This window comes from Microbacterium deferens (assembly GCF_045517775.1).
Lineage (GTDB): Bacteria > Actinomycetota > Actinomycetes > Actinomycetales > Microbacteriaceae > Microbacterium.
Genome location: NZ_JBEUWT010000002.1, coordinates 94,184 through 108,684, shown reverse-complemented (window position 1 = coordinate 108,684; position 14,501 = coordinate 94,184). Strand labels below are relative to the sequence as shown.

At 69.3% G+C, this 14,501-nt stretch carries 19 protein-coding genes and 1 pseudogene; 8 read left to right on the top strand and 12 right to left on the bottom strand.

Going from position 1 to position 14,501, the window contains the following annotated elements; translation table 11 throughout:
• Positions 1–696, bottom strand: coding sequence for a DedA family protein (locus ABTU82_RS10765; protein ID WP_407173455.1), 696 nt, complete (start codon positions 694–696; stop codon positions 1–3).
• Between the two features lie 123 nt (positions 697–819).
• Positions 820–1,281 (bottom strand): annotated as a pseudogene (locus ABTU82_RS10760) (DUF6264 family protein); the annotation flags it as partial.
• A gap of 119 nt (positions 1,282–1,400) precedes the next feature.
• Here ABTU82_RS10760 and aspS point away from each other — a divergent pair.
• Entirely contained in the window at positions 1,401–2,744 is a 1,344-nt protein-coding gene (aspS, locus tag ABTU82_RS10755; protein WP_116647748.1) for an aspartate--tRNA(Asn) ligase, read from the top strand.
• Between the two features lie 67 nt (positions 2,745–2,811).
• Here aspS and ABTU82_RS10750 read toward each other — a convergent pair whose 3' ends face one another.
• Entirely contained in the window at positions 2,812–3,564 is a 753-nt protein-coding gene (locus ABTU82_RS10750; protein WP_116647747.1) for a ParA family protein, read from the bottom strand.
• Positions 3,561–3,965 (bottom strand): Rho termination factor N-terminal domain-containing protein, encoded by a 405-nt coding sequence (locus ABTU82_RS10745; protein WP_407173452.1) that lies wholly within the window; start codon positions 3,963–3,965, stop codon positions 3,561–3,563. The genes ABTU82_RS10750 and ABTU82_RS10745 overlap by 4 nt, the downstream gene beginning before the upstream one ends.
• Positions 3,966–4,124: 159 nt before the next feature.
• On the opposite strand from ABTU82_RS10745, the gene ABTU82_RS10740 reads away from it, so the two are divergent.
• Positions 4,125–5,315, top strand: a complete 1,191-nt coding sequence (locus tag ABTU82_RS10740) for a mechanosensitive ion channel family protein (protein WP_407173451.1) — start codon at positions 4,125–4,127, stop codon at positions 5,313–5,315.
• On the opposite strand, the gene ABTU82_RS10735 is transcribed toward ABTU82_RS10740, so the two are convergent.
• The 6 genes from ABTU82_RS10735 to ABTU82_RS10710 all read right to left on the bottom strand — a co-directional run bounded on the left by ABTU82_RS10735 (position 5,303) and on the right by ABTU82_RS10710 (position 7,176).
• Complete coding sequence (locus ABTU82_RS10735; RefSeq protein WP_116647744.1) at positions 5,303–5,605, bottom strand: Dabb family protein; 303 nt, start codon at positions 5,603–5,605, stop codon at positions 5,303–5,305. The genes ABTU82_RS10740 and ABTU82_RS10735 overlap by 13 nt on opposite strands.
• The gene (locus tag ABTU82_RS10730; RefSeq protein WP_116647743.1) at positions 5,602–5,880 is read right to left on the bottom strand and encodes a glutaredoxin family protein; all 279 of its coding nucleotides are present in this window, start codon (positions 5,878–5,880) and stop codon (positions 5,602–5,604) included. Before ABTU82_RS10730 ends, ABTU82_RS10735 begins: the two co-directional genes overlap by 4 nt.
• A 38-nt stretch (positions 5,881–5,918) precedes the next feature.
• Positions 5,919–6,212, bottom strand: a complete 294-nt coding sequence (locus ABTU82_RS10725) for a rhodanese-like domain-containing protein (RefSeq protein WP_116647742.1) — start codon at positions 6,210–6,212, stop codon at positions 5,919–5,921.
• Positions 6,213–6,287: 75 nt separating this feature from the next.
• On the bottom strand, positions 6,288–6,386 hold the full coding sequence (locus ABTU82_RS10720) for a 30S ribosomal protein bS22 (protein ID WP_003792170.1): 99 nt from the start codon (positions 6,384–6,386) through the stop codon (positions 6,288–6,290).
• 83 nt (positions 6,387–6,469) lie between these two features.
• Positions 6,470–6,661, bottom strand: coding sequence for a helix-turn-helix domain-containing protein (locus tag ABTU82_RS10715; protein WP_116647741.1), 192 nt, complete (start codon positions 6,659–6,661; stop codon positions 6,470–6,472).
• A gap of 122 nt (positions 6,662–6,783) precedes the next feature.
• On the bottom strand, positions 6,784–7,176 hold the full coding sequence (locus ABTU82_RS10710; RefSeq protein ID WP_116647740.1) for an ArsR/SmtB family transcription factor: 393 nt from the start codon (positions 7,174–7,176) through the stop codon (positions 6,784–6,786).
• Positions 7,177–7,243: 67 nt separating this feature from the next.
• Between ABTU82_RS10710 and ABTU82_RS10705 the strand changes: the two genes are divergently transcribed.
• Positions 7,244–8,686, top strand: a complete 1,443-nt coding sequence (locus ABTU82_RS10705; protein WP_116647739.1) for a TrkH family potassium uptake protein — start codon at positions 7,244–7,246, stop codon at positions 8,684–8,686.
• Complete coding sequence (locus tag ABTU82_RS10700) at positions 8,679–9,350, top strand: potassium channel family protein (protein WP_116647738.1); 672 nt, start codon at positions 8,679–8,681, stop codon at positions 9,348–9,350. Before ABTU82_RS10705 ends, ABTU82_RS10700 begins: the two co-directional genes overlap by 8 nt.
• 3 nt (positions 9,351–9,353) lie before the next feature.
• Here the strand turns inward: ABTU82_RS10700 and proC are convergent, their stop codons facing one another.
• Positions 9,354–10,199: a pyrroline-5-carboxylate reductase gene (proC, locus tag ABTU82_RS10695; RefSeq protein WP_407173426.1), complete on the bottom strand. Its 846-nt coding sequence runs from the start codon at positions 10,197–10,199 to the stop codon at positions 9,354–9,356.
• Positions 10,200–10,333: 134 nt separating this feature from the next.
• Between proC and ABTU82_RS10690 the strand changes: the two genes are divergently transcribed.
• The 3 genes from ABTU82_RS10690 to ABTU82_RS10680 are packed head-to-tail and all read left to right on the top strand — an operon-like array spanning position 10,334 to position 13,342.
• Entirely contained in the window at positions 10,334–11,446 is a 1,113-nt protein-coding gene (locus tag ABTU82_RS10690; protein WP_407173425.1) for an alpha/beta hydrolase, read from the top strand.
• A gap of 23 nt (positions 11,447–11,469) precedes the next feature.
• Positions 11,470–12,405, top strand: coding sequence for a cation diffusion facilitator family transporter (locus ABTU82_RS10685; RefSeq protein WP_407173424.1), 936 nt, complete (start codon positions 11,470–11,472; stop codon positions 12,403–12,405).
• 4 nt (positions 12,406–12,409) lie between these two features.
• Positions 12,410–13,342 carry an LLM class F420-dependent oxidoreductase gene (locus ABTU82_RS10680; protein ID WP_407173422.1) on the top strand — a complete coding sequence of 311 codons (933 nt, stop codon included), beginning with the start codon at positions 12,410–12,412 and terminating at the stop codon, positions 13,340–13,342.
• A 13-nt stretch (positions 13,343–13,355) separates the two neighbouring features.
• Here ABTU82_RS10680 and tadA read toward each other — a convergent pair whose 3' ends face one another.
• Positions 13,356–13,820, bottom strand: coding sequence for a tRNA adenosine(34) deaminase TadA (gene tadA, locus ABTU82_RS10675; RefSeq protein WP_407173421.1), 465 nt, complete (start codon positions 13,818–13,820; stop codon positions 13,356–13,358).
• Positions 13,821–13,862: 42 nt separating this feature from the next.
• Here tadA and upp point away from each other — a divergent pair, with 42 nt between their 5' ends.
• Positions 13,863–14,495, top strand: coding sequence for a uracil phosphoribosyltransferase (gene upp, locus ABTU82_RS10670; protein ID WP_116647733.1), 633 nt, complete (start codon positions 13,863–13,865; stop codon positions 14,493–14,495).
• Positions 14,496–14,501: the final 6 nt, after the last annotated feature.

The following is a 14,501-nucleotide window of genomic DNA, read 5'->3' as shown; positions in this document are numbered from 1 at the left end:
TCAGACCCCGTCGAGCTGGCGCTCGCGGCGATCGCGCACGATCGTGCGCACGCGCACGACGAGGAACCAGACCACGGCCGCGACGGCGACGGCGATGACGACGTACTGGAGGATGTCGGCGTACTGCTCGATGACATGCCAGTTCTCTCCGAGGAGGAACCCGGCCATGACGAAGATGGTGTTCCAGACGGCGCTTCCCGCGGCCGTGAGAAGGCCGAACTTCCACAGCGGCATGCGCGAGACGCCGGCCGGGATGGAGATGAGGCTGCGGAAGATCGGGATCATCCGGCCGAAGAACACCGCCGCCCAGCCGTGCTTGTGGAACCACGCGACCGTGCGGTCGACGTCGTCGCCCTTCATCAACGGCATCCACTCGGCGATACGGCGCAGGCGCGCGGCTCCGAGCCACGCTCCGATGCCGTAGAGCACGAACGCCCCGACGACCGAGCCGAGCGTCGTCCAGATGAGAGCTTCGGCGAGGGTGAACGATCCGCGGCTGGCGGTGAGACCGGCCATGGGCAGCACGACTTCACTCGGAAGCGGGGGGAAGAGGTTCTCGAGGGCGATCGCCGCACCGGCTCCCGCCGGACCGATGATCTCCATGAGCGAGACGGTCCAGTCGGCGAGGGCGGACAGCCATGAACCATCGCCGCCGGATTGCGCGGCAGCGGTCACAAGAACAGTGGTGTCGGTCATCGGGTGCCTTCGCGCTCGGTGATCGGCTGCCCGACCGGGCGCCTCGCCCAGCCTAAGCGGGCCGGATCGGGGAATCCTGGGTACGGGCCCCCGTGCGCGATCGGGTCACCCCGAAGCATCCGCTCACTGACGAACGGCGGAGCCCACGATCGCCGCAGCGACGAACCACAGCGCGACCATCAGGGCCGCACCCGCCAGCGGCACCCAGAACGCGAGACGCTGCCTCACCAGCAGCACGACGGCGGCGACGACCGAGAGGAGCAGCACCGCCCACGGCGAGATGACACCGAACCACAGACCGACGTTCATCATCTCGACGTCGCACGAGACCGTCGCGCAGGCGTCGGAGGCCATCGCGAGCAGAAATCCCGCGTACGAGGCGGCGAGCGCGAAAAGGGTGAGCAGCACGAGAAGCGCGACGGTCAGGGCGACGTCCCACACGCGGGGCGCCCGCCGCGACACGCGCTCGGGCGAGAGCGTGCGGTACGACGACGGGGGCATGGAGAACGTCACGTGCGACATTGTAGGGACGAGGTCGTCGGATGCTGCGCGGCGGCCTCGCTGACCACGTGAGACGCCGAACGGCGGCCGCGGGCCCCGCGGCGCTGCCCGTCGACGCCCGGTCGGCCGATCCTCGCGTGCGGTCGAGAAAGCCCTGGCCCGCGGGCATTGCGGACACCGGCCCGCACGTAGACTGACCTCTCGTGAACGAACGCGTCTTGGTCAAGCAGCTCCAGTCCGCCCCCGACGGCCCGGTTTCGGTGTCGGGATGGGTCGAGACGGTGCGTGATCAGAAGAAGGTGCAGTTCGTCATCCTCCGCGATGAGACCGGCGCCGTGCAGCTCGTGAACCCGGCCACGCGCGAGCTCGGAGAAGACGCGGATGCTGCGCGCGAAGCCGCCCTCGCCCTGACCGAGACGATCTCGGCGCTGGCGACCGGCACCTTCCTCACCGTGACGGGCGAGCTCAAGCACGACGAGCGCGTGAAGCTCGGCGGCGTGGAGATCAAGGTGGGCGCCCTCGAGATCGCCGCCGCCGCCAACCCCGAGACGCCGATCGCGGCCGACAGCAGCGCCGACAAGCGCATGGACTGGCGCTTCATCGACCTGCGCCAGCGCCGCAACAACCTCATCTTCCGCGTGCAGACCACGTTCGAGCACGCGCTGCGCACGTACTGGATCGAGCGCGACTACATCGAGGTGCACACGCCGAAGCTCATGGCGAGCCCGTCGGAGTCCAACGCCGAGCTGTTCGCGCTGGAGTACTTCAACGACCAGACCGCCTACCTCGCGCAGAGCCCGCAGTTCTTCAAGCAGATGGCGCAGGTCGCCGGCTTCGGCAAGATCTTCGAGATCGCGCCCGCGTTCCGCGCCGATCCCTCCTTCACCTCGCGCCACGCGACCGAGTTCACCTCGATCGACGCCGAGATCAGCTGGATCGATTCGCACGAAGACGTTGCGCGCATGCAGGAGGAGCTCCTGCAGTTCGCCTTCCAGGCGGTCGCCGACAAGCACGGCGCCGAAGTGAAGGAGCTGTTCGACGTCGAGGTGCAGGTGCCGGCGATCCCGTTCCCGCGCATCCCCCTCGCCGAGGCGCTCGAGATCGTCAAGAGCCGCGGCTACGAGGTGCCCCGCACCGACGGCGACCTCGATCCCGAGGGCGAGCGCCAGATCGCCGCGTACGTGCAGGAGACCTACGGGCACCAGTTCGTCTTCATCACCGACTACCACCCGGCGATCCGGGCGTTCTACCACATGCGCGACGAGGAGACCGGGCTCACCAAGAGCTACGACCTCCTGTTCAACGGGGTGGAGATCACCACCGGCGCGCAGCGCGAGCACCGCGTCGACGTGCTCGTCGAGCAGGCGAAGGAGAAGGGGCTCGACCCCGAGCACCTCGACTTCTACCTCGACTTCTTCCGCTTCGGCGCCCCGCCGCACGGCGGGTTCGGTATGGGCCTGGCCCGCGTGCTGATGCTGATGCTCGGCGAGAGCTCGATCCGCGAGGTCACCTACTTGTTCCGAGGACCCACGCGCCTCGCGCCGTGATCTGAGTTGCCGCAGCAAGGGGTCTCGCCGTTCGGCGGGGCCCCTTCTTGCGGCAACTGAACGCGGTTCAGCGCTTGCGCTTGCGGGGTTTCAGCGAGGACTGCAGGTGGGCCCAGAGCGCCGCGTACGCGCGAGCGGCTTCCGACGACGGAGCGTAGCGCCCCAGCGGTGCGCGTTCGGCGCCCATGCGCTCGACGACCACGGTCGAGGGCACCACGACGTCGATGACGGCCGCGTGACCGGGCAGGGTCGCGATCGCGTCGCGGTGCAGGGTCTTGCGCCGATCCACCATCGACAGGAAAGCGACGACCTTCGCCGTCGAGGCGGATGCTGCGACGAAAGCCAGGACCTGATCCAGCGCCCTCATCGACAACGGCGAGGGGACGAGCGGCACCACCACAGCATCGGCCGAGAACGCCGCGTTCTCAGCGACCAGGGAGGAGCCCGGCGGACAGTCGAGGATCACGAGGTCGTAGTCGCCCGCCACCTGCTCGAGGATCTTCGAGACCCTCCGCTCCGACTTCTTCGCGGAGTCCAAGACGAGGTCGAGGTCTCGGTAGCTGGCATCGGCCGGCAGCACGTCGAGATGGTCGACATCGGTCGAGCGGATCGCCGCTGATGTCTTCTTGTCGCCCGAGACGAGGGCCCCGACACCGCCCTTGACCTTCGGCTTCACCTGCAGGAGAAACGTCGCCGCCCCCTGGGGGTCGAGGTCCCAGAGCAGCACCCGATGAAGCTTCGCCGCCTCCCACGCGACGTTCACCGCGGCGGTGGTCTTTCCGACGCCACCTTTGGTGCTGTAGACGGCGACGACCTTCATCGCGTCGGGGCCGATTCGACCGCTTCGATCAGCGCCGCCTTGTTCATGCGGGAGTATCCGGCGACGCCGAGCTCCTTGGCGCGGCCGCGCAGTTCGATGAGGGTGGGTGCTGCGGCCTCCGCGGTCGGCAGCGGCGGGGCGGCCAGCACGGCTGCAGGCTCTGTGACGGCGACCGAAGCCTTCGCCGACTGGAGCTCTCGTGCCGCCTCCGCGTGGGTGGCGCTCAGCCGTTCGGTCTTGGACCTCAGCTCGGAAGCCTTCGCGCGCAGCTTCTTGCTGGAGTGCTTGACGGCCTTGCGTGCCTTGCGTACCGACTTCTCCGCCCGCGCCAGGGCCTTCGCCGCCTTGGCCTCGGCGACCTTCTTGCCGGACTTCGTTGCCTTCTTCTTCGTCTGCGTCATCGTTCTCCCTCGTGCAAGGCCGGGCGGCCCGCCTCCCCACCCTAAGAACAATCGCCCCCGAACGAGCCAGGAGAGGGCGTTTCTGCCGAACCGGACGCCCGGATGCAGTCAACGGAAATGTGAGGTGGCTAGCGTGGGCACCTCGACCCGAGGAGAACAATGATCGATTCCTGGCTGCAGTTCGCCATCGCCATCGTCGTCGCGCTCGTCATCGCCGTCGTCCTCACGTCGCTGGTCACCTTCGGCGTCCGGCTCGCGGCGAAGAAGAAGGACTGGCCGCGCGGCCTCGTCCGCCACGCCCGCAGGCCCTTCCGCGTCGTCGTGCTCGTGATCGCGCTGTGGATCGCCGTGACCCTCGCACTCCCCCTCGACCTCGACACCGACTGGGGAGAGCTGATCGACCACGCGTTCACGATCGTGCTCATCGGCGCGACCGCCTGGCTCCTGGGCGGGCTCGTCGCGTTCGCGACCGACGTCACGCTGGGGCGCTACCGCATCGACATCCCCGACAACCGCGTCGCCCGCCGCATCCGCACCCAGACCCTCATCGTGCGCCGCCTCGCGATCGTGCTCATCGCCATCATCGCGATCGCGGCGATGCTGCTCACCTTCCCCGCCGTCCAGGCCTTCGGCGCCAGCATCCTGGCTTCGGCCGGTATCGCGTCGATCGTCGCGGGCCTGGCCGCCCAGTCGGTGCTGGCGAACGTGTTCGCCGGCGTGCAGCTCGTCTTCAGCGATGCGCTGCGGGTCGACGACGTGGTCGTGGTCGAAGGTGAGTGGGGTCGCATCGGCGAGATCACCCTGAGCTACGTGGTCGTCGATCTCTGGGACGACCGTCGCCTGGTGCTTCCGTGCACGTACTTCACCACGAAGCCCTTCGAGAACTGGACGCGCGAGGGCAGTGAGCTGCTCGGCGCGGTCGAGCTCGACGTCGACTGGCGCGTCTCCCCCAGTCTCATGCGCACGCACCTCGCCTGGGTGCTCGGCGAGACGAACCTGTGGGACGGCCGGGCCTCGGTGCTGCAGGTCACCGACGCGGTGGGTGGGCTCGTCCGCATCCGCATTCTGGTGACCGCCGCCGATGCCCCGACCCTGTTCGACCTGCGCTGCTTCGTACGCGAAGCGATGGTGGGCTGGATCCAGAGCGTCGCACCCGACGCCCTCCCGGTGCAGCGGGTCATGATGACCGAGCAGGATGCTGCCGCCCCTGCCGTGAAGCACGAGACCCCCGAGGCGACCGGTCTGTTCACCGGCAGCGTCGAAGCGGAGGAGCGCGCGGCTCACTTCACCCAGTCGATCCCGGTGATCGCCCCCGAAGACGGCGCCCCGGAGCGCGCTCAGAAGGGGTAGTCGACGACAGCGCGCTCGGTGACGACCGAGCGCACGAAAGCCGCGGCTTCCTGGTGCGCGGGGTGCACCTGGTAGCGCTCGAGCGCATCGGTGTCGGCGAACTCCGACACGAGCGCGACGTCCCAGTTCGTCGCGGGGTACGCGACGTTGCGTCCGACCTCGAGGCTCTGGATGTCGTCGATGACGGGAATGAGCGCGGTGAGGTGCTCGGCGATCTGCTCCGCGTGCAGCGCGCGCGTGTCGGCGTCTTCGGCGGCCAGTTTCCACAGGACGATGTGCCGGATGCTCACGAGGGGGCTCCTTCGGTGTCGGCCGCGAGAAGGGCGGCGCGGAGGCGATCGGCCGACAGGCGCCAGTGCGCGTGCAGCTCCCCGTCGACGAGCACGACGGGAACCTTTTCCCACCAGAGGTCGTACAGGGCGGGATCTTCGAGGATCGACGAGCGCTCGATCACGATGCCGTCGGCGACGCGCGGGGGAAGGTCTCCGACCACGAGGTCGACGATCTCATCTGCGACGTCGCACAGATGGCAATCGGGCTTACCGATCAGTGTGAGGGTCGTCACGTCTCCAGCTTAGGGGGCCGCGACACGACGTCGCCGCGTCACTTCTCGACGTCGAAGCCCGCCTGGATCCATTCCCCGGTGCCGCCCTCGACGTTCGTCGCGTCGTGGCCACGCGCAGTGAGCGCCTCGACGACGCGGGCCGAGCGTCCGCCGGCCTGACAGATCACGTCGAACGGGCCATCGGGCAGCTCGTCGAGGTGGTCGCCGATCGTCGACATGGGCAGGTTGACGGCGCCGGGAACGTGGCCGGCGGCGAATTCGTCGACCTCGCGCACGTCGATCAGCGGCGTGCCTTCGCGTTCGCGGAGCTGGTGAACGGTGATGGATTGCACGGCGAACTCCTCATCTGGGCGCGACGGATACACGAAGCGCCCGCCACGGAGGGCAGGCGCTCGGTGCGGCGGCCGCTACTTCTTGTTGCGGCGCTGGTGGCGAGTCTTGCGAAGCAGCTTGCGGTGCTTCTTCTTCGCCATGCGCTTGCGGCGCTTCTTGATGACTGAACCCACGGAAAACCTCACTACGTCAGGGGTCTGGGTGCCGGTTGCGGCGCCCGGGTAGAGGCAGATGCAAAAAAATGCCTCGGATCAGTCTAGCCGACGTCGGAGACCGGTCGTTGCAGGGCATCCACGACGGCAGACTCGGGCACTCGGTAGCTGCGTCCGAAACGCACCGCGGGCAGCTCGCCCGCGTGCACGAGACGGTAAACCGTCATCTTCGACACTCGCATCACCTCGGCGACCTCAGCGACGGTGAGGAAACGCACATCCGGCAGTTCTGCCATGGATTCCCCTTCGTCCTGTGGCGCTGCAGACACTCTAGGGCTCCCCTGCGACGCGTGTAAACCCGAGAGGCCGCTGTGACGCGTGGGGCGCACGGCGCCGCATCCGCCCCGGAACGCGCGGGTCAGCGCCCGGGGAGCTTGCGGAACGCGTTCGCGACGGCGTACTTCGCCTGTGCCGCCGCGCGCCCGACCGCCTCGGCCGCGTGCACCGCGGGCTCCGGCAGGGTGGCGGCGACCGGGTCGACCGAGAAGAACGGCACCAGCCAGTCGTCGACCTCGTCGAGCGGGGCGGTGGCGAGGCTGTAGTAGCGGTGCTGGCCCTCTTCGCGCACCGACACCAGCTCGGCGTCGCGCAGCACCTTGAGGTGCTTGGAGACGGTGGGCTGGCTCACACCCAGCTCGTGGACGATCTGCGAGACGCTCGTGCCGTTGTCGCCGCGCGTGGAACGGTCGAGCAGCAACTGGAGGATGTCGCGACGGGTGCCGTCCGCGATCACGTCGAAGATGTCCGCCATGGGTTTAGGTTAGCCGCGCCCCGACCGGGATACCATGATTCCCGGTCGGGATCGAAGGGGGCGGCGCATGGCGGCATCGCCGGCGAGGCCCCGCGCCCAGCGCGATCTCGGGCGATCGCTCCGGCGTCGGTTCGACACCCTGCGCGACCTGACGACGGCGTCTCCGGCCCGGTTCGCCGTGTTGGTGTTCGTGACGCTGATCCTGCTGTTCACCGCGCTCTTCTCGCTGCCCGCCGCCGCCGCCGACGGCCAACGCACACCGCTCGCCGACGCGCTGTTCACCGCGGTGTCCACCATCTGCGTCACCGGCCTGTCGACCGTCGACATGTACTCGCACTGGTCCCCGTTCGGGCACGTCATCACCTACATCGGGGTGAACGTGGGCGCGCTCGGCGTGTTGACCCTCGCCTCGATCCTCGGTCTGGTCATCTCCAAACGGCTCGGGCTGCGCGCGAAGCTCATCGCCGCCGGCGACAGCAATCCGCTGCGCGCGCACGGCGGCCCGATCAACGAGGGGCAGACGGTGCGGCTGGGCGAAGTCGGCCAGCTGCTCGCCACCGTCGCCCTCTCCACGCTCGTCATCGAGGCGGGTCTCACCGTCCTGCTGTACCCCTCGCTGATCATGGCGGGAATCGACCCCATCAGCGCCCTCTGGGAAGCGCCGTACTACGCAGCGATGGCCTTCACGAACACCGGGTTCGTCCCGAACGCCAACGGTCTGGTGCCCTTCGGCGACGACTACTTCCTCCTCACCGTGCTCATGGCGGGCGTCTTCCTCGGCTCGATCGGCTTCCCCGTGATCTTCACGCTCTGGCGGCACGCGTGGCACTTCCGCCGCTGGTCGCTGCACGCGAAGCTCACCATCATCACCACCGTGATCCTGTTCTTCGCGGGGGCCGGGGCGATCCTGCTGCTGGAGTTCAACAATCCGCTCACCTTCGGACGCTCCGACGCGTGGGACACGACCTTCCAGGCGTTCTTCCTCTCCGCGATGACGCGCTCGGGCGGCTTCTCGATCATCGACATCGGCGACCTGCACGGCTCGACCCTCGTTGTCGGATCCATGCTCATGTTCGTCGGCGGAGGATCGGCTTCCACCGCCGGGGGCATCAAGGTCACCACGCTCGCCGTCCTCGCCCTGGCGGTGTTCTCCGAGGCGAAGGGCCGCCAGTCGGTCGAGGCGTTCGGTCGCCGCATCCCCAGCGACGTGCAGCGGGTCGCGCTGTCGGTCGTCGCGTGGGGCGCCACGATCGTCGCCCTGTCGACGATCACGATCGGCCAGATCACCCAGGCACCGATCGAGAAAGTGCTCTTCGACGTGATCTCGGGCTTCGCGACGGTCGGACTGTCGACGGGCCTGACAGCCGAGCTGCCCGATCCCGCGGTGTACGTGCTGGCCGTGACGATGTTCATGGGGCGCATTGGTACAGTGACACTCGCCGCGGCGGTCGCCGCGAGCTCCCGGTCGCAGTTGTACTCACGACCCGTCGAAAGGCCCATCGTTGGTTGATCGCTTCAGGGGCGACGCCCCCGTCCTCGTGATCGGTCTCGGGCGCTTCGGAGCCGCCTGCGCCGGAGAACTCGACCGGCTCGAGCGCGAAGTGCTGGCCATCGACGGCAACCTCGAGCTCGTGCAGAAGTGGTCGGAGCGAGTCACCCACACGGTGCAGGCCGACGCTCGCAACATCGACGCGCTGAAGCAGATCGGCGCGCAGGACTTCCAGGTCGCGGTCGTCGCCGTGGGGTCGCTGATCGAAGCATCCGTGCTCATCACCGCCAATCTCGTCGACCTCAAGGTGCCGCAGATCTGGGCGAAAGCCGTCTCGCAGTCGCACGGCAAGATCCTCGCCCGCGTCGGTGCGAACCACGTCATCTACCCCGAGCGCGAGGCCGGCGAGCGCGTCGCGCACCTCGTGAGCGGTCGGATGCTCGACTTCATCCGCTTCGACGACGACTTCGTGCTCGCCAAGATGTATCCGCCGAAGCTCATCCGCGGCATCGGCTTGAACGAGTCGGGCGTGCGCTCGAAGTACAACGTCACCGTCGTCGGAGTGAAAAGCCCCGGCCGCGCCTTCCGCTATGCCGAGGCGAACACGGTCGTCACGAACCACGACCTCATCATCGTCTCGGGCACGAACTCCGACATCGAACGCTTCGCCGCACTCGACCGCTGAGATCTACGACCCCGCGGCGAGCTCTTTCGCGCGGGCGAGGGCGGCGTCGGTGGCACGGCCGAAGAGCTCGGCGAGGCGGCCCTCCTGCAGCACGGCGATCGCGCGCTCGGTGGTGCCCTTCGGGCTCGTGACGCGTCGGCGCAGTTCCGCCGGGTCGACATCGGATGCTGCCAGCAGCGCCGCGGCGCCGATGAACGTCTGCTCGGCCAGGAGACGCGCCTGGTCGTCGTCGAAGCCCTTCTCGCGCGCGGCCTTCGTGAGCTCCTCCACGAGCAGGAAGACGTAGGCGGGGCCCGAGCCCGAGATCGTCGACAGGGCGTCGATGCGGTCTTCGGGCACTTCGACGACGGCGCCGACGGTCTCGAACAGCGCCCGCACGAGAGCTGCCTGCTCCGGCGTGGTCGCCGCCCCCGCGGCGAGCCCGGTGACCGCCTCGCCCACGAGCGCGGGCGTATTCGGCATCGAGCGGAACACCGCAGCATCCGCCCCGAGGATCTCGGCGAACGTCGCGAGGGTCACCCCGGCGGCGAGACTCACCACGACCGCGCCCGGACGCACGTGCGGGGCGATCTCGCGCAGCAGGTCGGGCACCATCGCCGGTTTCACACCGATGAGCAGGATGTCGGCGGATGCGGCGGCCACCGCGTTGCCGTCGGGCCGCTGCTCCAGCGCGATGCTCTCGACGCCGGCGAGGTCGGCGAGCTCGGCGGCCTTCGACGCCGAGCGGTTCGTCGCGAGCAGTCGCGGCGCGATGCCGGAGGCGACGAGTCCTCGCAGGACGGCCCCGCCCATCGACCCCGCTCCCAGGAACGCGACGGGCGGAAGCGAGGGCGAGTCGGGGGTCGTCATGCCGTCATCCTACGGAGGGCCCCGCGGGTTCTCCCGGCGGCCCCCGGCGAGCGGTGCGCACTCGGCGGGCGGAGAGCCGCGAGGTCTATCATCGGCCTTCGAGGGTGTATTCCCGCGAGAACGGAGAAGACCGCATGAACCTGTTCGACGGCATCGTCTCTCGATCGATCGAGACGGCCCGCCTTTCGGTGAACATCCTCGAGCGGGAGCACGACGACACCGGGACCCCCGCCGAGCGCACCGTGGTGTTCATCCACGACACCGTCTCGTCGTCGCTGTTCTGGCAGGAGATCATGCAGGACCTCCCCGCCGAGCTGCGTGCGATCGCGGTCGACCTCCGTGGATTCGGCGGCACGGAGCACATGCCGATCGATGCCACACGCGGCGTCCGCGACTTCAGCGACGATCTCTTCGCCACTCTCCAGGCCGTCGGCATCGACACCGCCCACCTCGTCGGCTGGGGGCTGGGGGGTGCTGTCGTGCTGCAGTACGCGCTGGATCACCCTGCCCTCTCTCTCACCCTCGAGGCCCCGGTCTCGCCGTACGGCTTCGGCGGTACGCGGCGCGACGGCTCGCGGCTGACCGACGACGACGCCGGATGCGGCGGGGCCGCCGCGAACCCCGACTTCGTGCGGCGCCTGACGGACGGCGACGCGAGCGATGATGCGACCACCTCGCCCCGGAGCGTCTTCCGCGCGAGCTACGTCGCATCCGACTACTCCTCGGATCACGAGGACCTCTGGGTGCAGAGCATGCTCTCCACCTCTACCGCGGTGGGCAACTACCCCGGCGAGGGCGTGCCCAGCGGCAACTGGCCGGGCTACGCCGCAGGACCCCTCGGCGTGCTCAACACCGTCGCGCCCCGATACTTCGACGTGTCGCCGATCGTCGACCTCGCCGACAAGCCCCCCGTGCTGTGGGTGCGCGGCAGTGTCGACGCGGTGATCTCCGACACCTCGTTCTCCGACGTGAACCACCTGGGCGCGCTGGGCATCGTCGCCGACTGGCCCGGCGAAGACACCGCACCCGCGCAGCCGATGGTGTCGCAGACGCGCGACGTGCTGGAGGCGTACGCGGCGGCCGGCGGCGCGGTCACCCAGATCGTGCTGGAGGGGGTCGGCCACACGCCGCACCTCGAGCGTCCTGCGCAGTTCCGCCAGGCGCTCCTCGCGGGGATCGGCTATATCGGAACCCCGTTCGACCCCGCGCCGCCGACCGAGGCCATCATCATCCGTTCCGCCGACTGACCCGCACCGAGAGCACCGATGACATGAGCGCCTCCGGCGGCAACCGCGCCATCATCGCCGCGTTCGCGGCGAACCTCGGAATCGCGCTCGCGAAGTTCACCGCGTGGATCTTCTCCGGGTCGGCGTCGATGCTCGCCGAGGGCATCCACTCCGTCGCCGACTCGGGCAATCAGCTGCTCCTGCTCCTCGGCGGCAAGCGCGCGCGCCGCGCGGCCGATCGCGAGCATCCCTTCGGGCACGGTCGCGAAAGGTATGTCTACGCGTTCGTCGTGGCGATCATCCTGTTCTCGGTCGGCGGGCTCTTCTCGATCTACGAGGGCGTGGAGAAGCTCACGAACCCGCACGAGCTGGAGAACGTCTGGATCCCGATCGTGGTGCTGCTCATCGCCATCGGCCTGGAGTCGTTCTCGCTGCGCACCGCCGTCAGAGAGAGCAACCACTCCCGCGAGAAGGGGCAGTCGTGGGTCTCGTTCGTCCGCCGCGCGAAGGCCCCCGAACTCCCGGTGGTGCTGCTCGAAGACGTCGCCGCCCTCATCGGCCTCGTCTTCGCGATGCTCGGCGTCGGGCTGACCGTGATCACCGGCAACTCCGTCTTCGATGCCATCGGCACGCTGATGATCGGCACACTGCTGATCGTCGTGGCCATCGTGCTCGGCATCGAGACGAAGAGCCTCCTGGTCGGAGAGGGCGCGACCGAGGGCGACTACGACCGCATCGTCGCGGCGATCATCGACGGCCCCGAGGTCTCCCGCCTCATCCACATCAAGACGCTCTACCTCGGCCCCGACGAGCTGCTCGTCGCCGCCAAGATCGCCGTCGCCGACGACCGGGGCCTCCCGGAGGTCGCGGCCGCCATCGATGCGGTGGAGAGCCGCATCCGCAGCGCAGTGCCCGTCGCCCGCGTGATCTACCTCGAGCCCGATCTCGACCGGACACCGGCGTCGCGACTGCCAGACTGAGGCGATGGAGTACTGCCTCTTCACCGAGCCCCAGGAGGGCTTCGACTACGACGACCAGCTCGCCTTCGCCCTCGCGGCCGAGCGCCTGGGCTTCGACGCCTATTTCCGCTCCGACCACTACCTGCGGATGGCCCCCGGCGACCCCGGCCCCGGCGGCACGGACGCCTGGACGACGCTGGCCGGACTCGCTCGCGAGACGAGCACGATCCGCCTCGGAACGCTCGTCTCGTCGGCCACCCACCGCATCCCGGGCGTGCTCGCGGTGCAGGTCGCACAGGTCGACCGCATGTCGGGCGGGCGCGTCGAGTTCGGCCTCGGCACGGGCTGGTTCGAACGAGAGCACCACGCCTACGGCATCCCGTTCCCCGCGAAGCGGTTCGGCATCCTCGAAGAGCAGCTCGAGATCATCACCGGCCTGTGGCAGACCCCTGTCGGCGAGCGTTTCGACTTCTCCGGGCGGCACTACACGGTCGAGGACTCCCCCGCCCTGCCCAAGCCGGTGCAGTCGCGTGTCCCCGTGATCGTGGGCGGCGGCGGCCCGACCCGCACCCCGGCGATCGCCGCCCGCTTCGCGACCGAGTTCAACATCGGATTCGTCGCGGAGGACGTCGTCGCCGAGAAGTTCGCCGGCGTCCGTGCCGCGTGCGAGAGCATAGGCCGCGACCCCGAGACGCTGAAGCTCTCGGTCGCCATGCCGACGCTCGCGGGGGCGACCGAGGCCGACCTCGAGCGGCGCGCCGCGAACCTGGGGCGTCCGCTCGAGGGGTTCCGCGACGCGCCCGGCGGCATCGTCGGCGGCCGCGACGAGATCATGGCGAAAGTCGAGCGTCTGCGCGCCCTCGGCGCGGAGCGCGTGTACCTCCAGCTGCTCGACATCCGCGACCTCGAGCAGGTGGAGTTCCTCGGCTCCGAGGTGCTCCCCCACCTGCCGCGCTGACGACGGCGCGCGATCAGCCGCGCCGGGCGGCGAAGAACTCGCGCAGCAGAGCGGATGCTTCGTCACCGAGCACGCCCGCGACGACCTCGGCCCGCGACGGCAGCCGTCGATCGCGCACCACGTCGTACACCGAACCCGCCGCGCCCGCCTTGTCGTCCCAGGCCCCGAAGACCAGCCGCGACACGTGGGCCTGCAGCATCGCGCCCGCGCACATGACGCACGGCTCGAGGGTGACGGTGAGCGTGCAGCCGGCGAGGTTCCACGAGCCCCGGGATGCGGCGGCACGCCGCATCGCAACCACCTCGGCGTGCGCGGTGGGGTCGTGATCGACCTCGCGGAGGTTGCGTCCTTCGCCGATGACGGTGCCCGCAGCATCCGTCACCACCGCCCCGACCGGGACGTCTCCGCCGGCCCCCGCGGCCTGTGCCAGCACGAGAGCACGGCGCATCGCGGCGAGGTCTGCGGACGCGGGGTTCATGCGGACTCCGTGATCGGGGCGCGGGACGGGTAGATTCACCCTATGCGTGTGCACGTCGCGGACCACCCCCTCATCACCCACAAGCTCACGGTGCTGCGCGACAAGCGCACCCCGTCGCCGGTCTTCCGTCAGCTGACGGAAGAGCTCGTCACCCTGCTCGCCTACGAGGCGACCCGCGGTGTGCGCGTCGAGCCCTACGAGATCCAGACGCCGGTCACCACGACCACGGGCGTGCGCATCAGCGAGCCCCGGCCGCTCGTCGTGCCGATCCTCCGGGCCGGTCTCGGCATGCTCGAGGGAATGGTGAAGTTGCTGCCGACGGCAGAGGTCGGCTTCCTCGGCATGGTGCGCAACGAGGAGACCCTCGAGCCGTCCACGTACGCCGAGCGCCTCCCCGACGATCTCAGCGACCGCCAGTGCTTCGTGCTCGACCCGATGCTCGCCACCGGCGGCTCGCTGGGCGCGGCGATCGAGTTCCTCTTCGCGCGCGGCGCGCAGGACGTCACCGCGATCTGCCTGCTCGGCGCTCCCGAGGGGGTCGCCGCGATCGAGAAGCAGATCGCCGGCCGCGACGTGACCCTCGTGCTGGGCGCGCTCGACGAGCGCCTGAACGAGAAGGGCTACATCGTGCCCGGTCTCGGCGACGCCGGCGACCGCCTCTACGGCACGGTCTGACCCGGG

Bases quoted from the DNA above. Each gene is read 5' to 3' on its own strand.
- ABTU82_RS10765 (WP_407173455.1), bottom strand. From the start codon at position 696: ATGACCGACACCACTGTTCTTGTGACCGCTGCCGCGCAATCCGGCGGC.
- ABTU82_RS10750 (WP_116647747.1), bottom strand. From the start codon at position 3,564: ATGAAGGTCGTCGCCGTCTACAGCACCAAAGGTGGCGTCGGAAAGACC.
- ABTU82_RS10745 (WP_407173452.1), bottom strand. From the start codon at position 3,965: ATGACGCAGACGAAGAAGAAGGCAACGAAGTCCGGCAAGAAGGTCGCC.
- ABTU82_RS10740 (WP_407173451.1), top strand. From the start codon at position 4,125: ATGATCGATTCCTGGCTGCAGTTCGCCATCGCCATCGTCGTCGCGCTC.
- ABTU82_RS10715 (WP_116647741.1), bottom strand. From the start codon at position 6,661: ATGGCAGAACTGCCGGATGTGCGTTTCCTCACCGTCGCTGAGGTCGCC.
- ABTU82_RS10710 (WP_116647740.1), bottom strand. From the start codon at position 7,176: ATGGCGGACATCTTCGACGTGATCGCGGACGGCACCCGTCGCGACATC.
- ABTU82_RS10705 (WP_116647739.1), top strand. From the start codon at position 7,244: ATGGCGGCATCGCCGGCGAGGCCCCGCGCCCAGCGCGATCTCGGGCGA.
- proC (WP_407173426.1), bottom strand. From the start codon at position 10,199: ATGACGACCCCCGACTCGCCCTCGCTTCCGCCCGTCGCGTTCCTGGGA.
- ABTU82_RS10690 (WP_407173425.1), top strand. From the start codon at position 10,334: ATGAACCTGTTCGACGGCATCGTCTCTCGATCGATCGAGACGGCCCGC.
- ABTU82_RS10685 (WP_407173424.1), top strand. From the start codon at position 11,470: ATGAGCGCCTCCGGCGGCAACCGCGCCATCATCGCCGCGTTCGCGGCG.
- ABTU82_RS10680 (WP_407173422.1), top strand. From the start codon at position 12,410: ATGGAGTACTGCCTCTTCACCGAGCCCCAGGAGGGCTTCGACTACGAC.
- tadA (WP_407173421.1), bottom strand. From the start codon at position 13,820: ATGAACCCCGCGTCCGCAGACCTCGCCGCGATGCGCCGTGCTCTCGTG.
- upp (WP_116647733.1), top strand. From the start codon at position 13,863: ATGCGTGTGCACGTCGCGGACCACCCCCTCATCACCCACAAGCTCACG.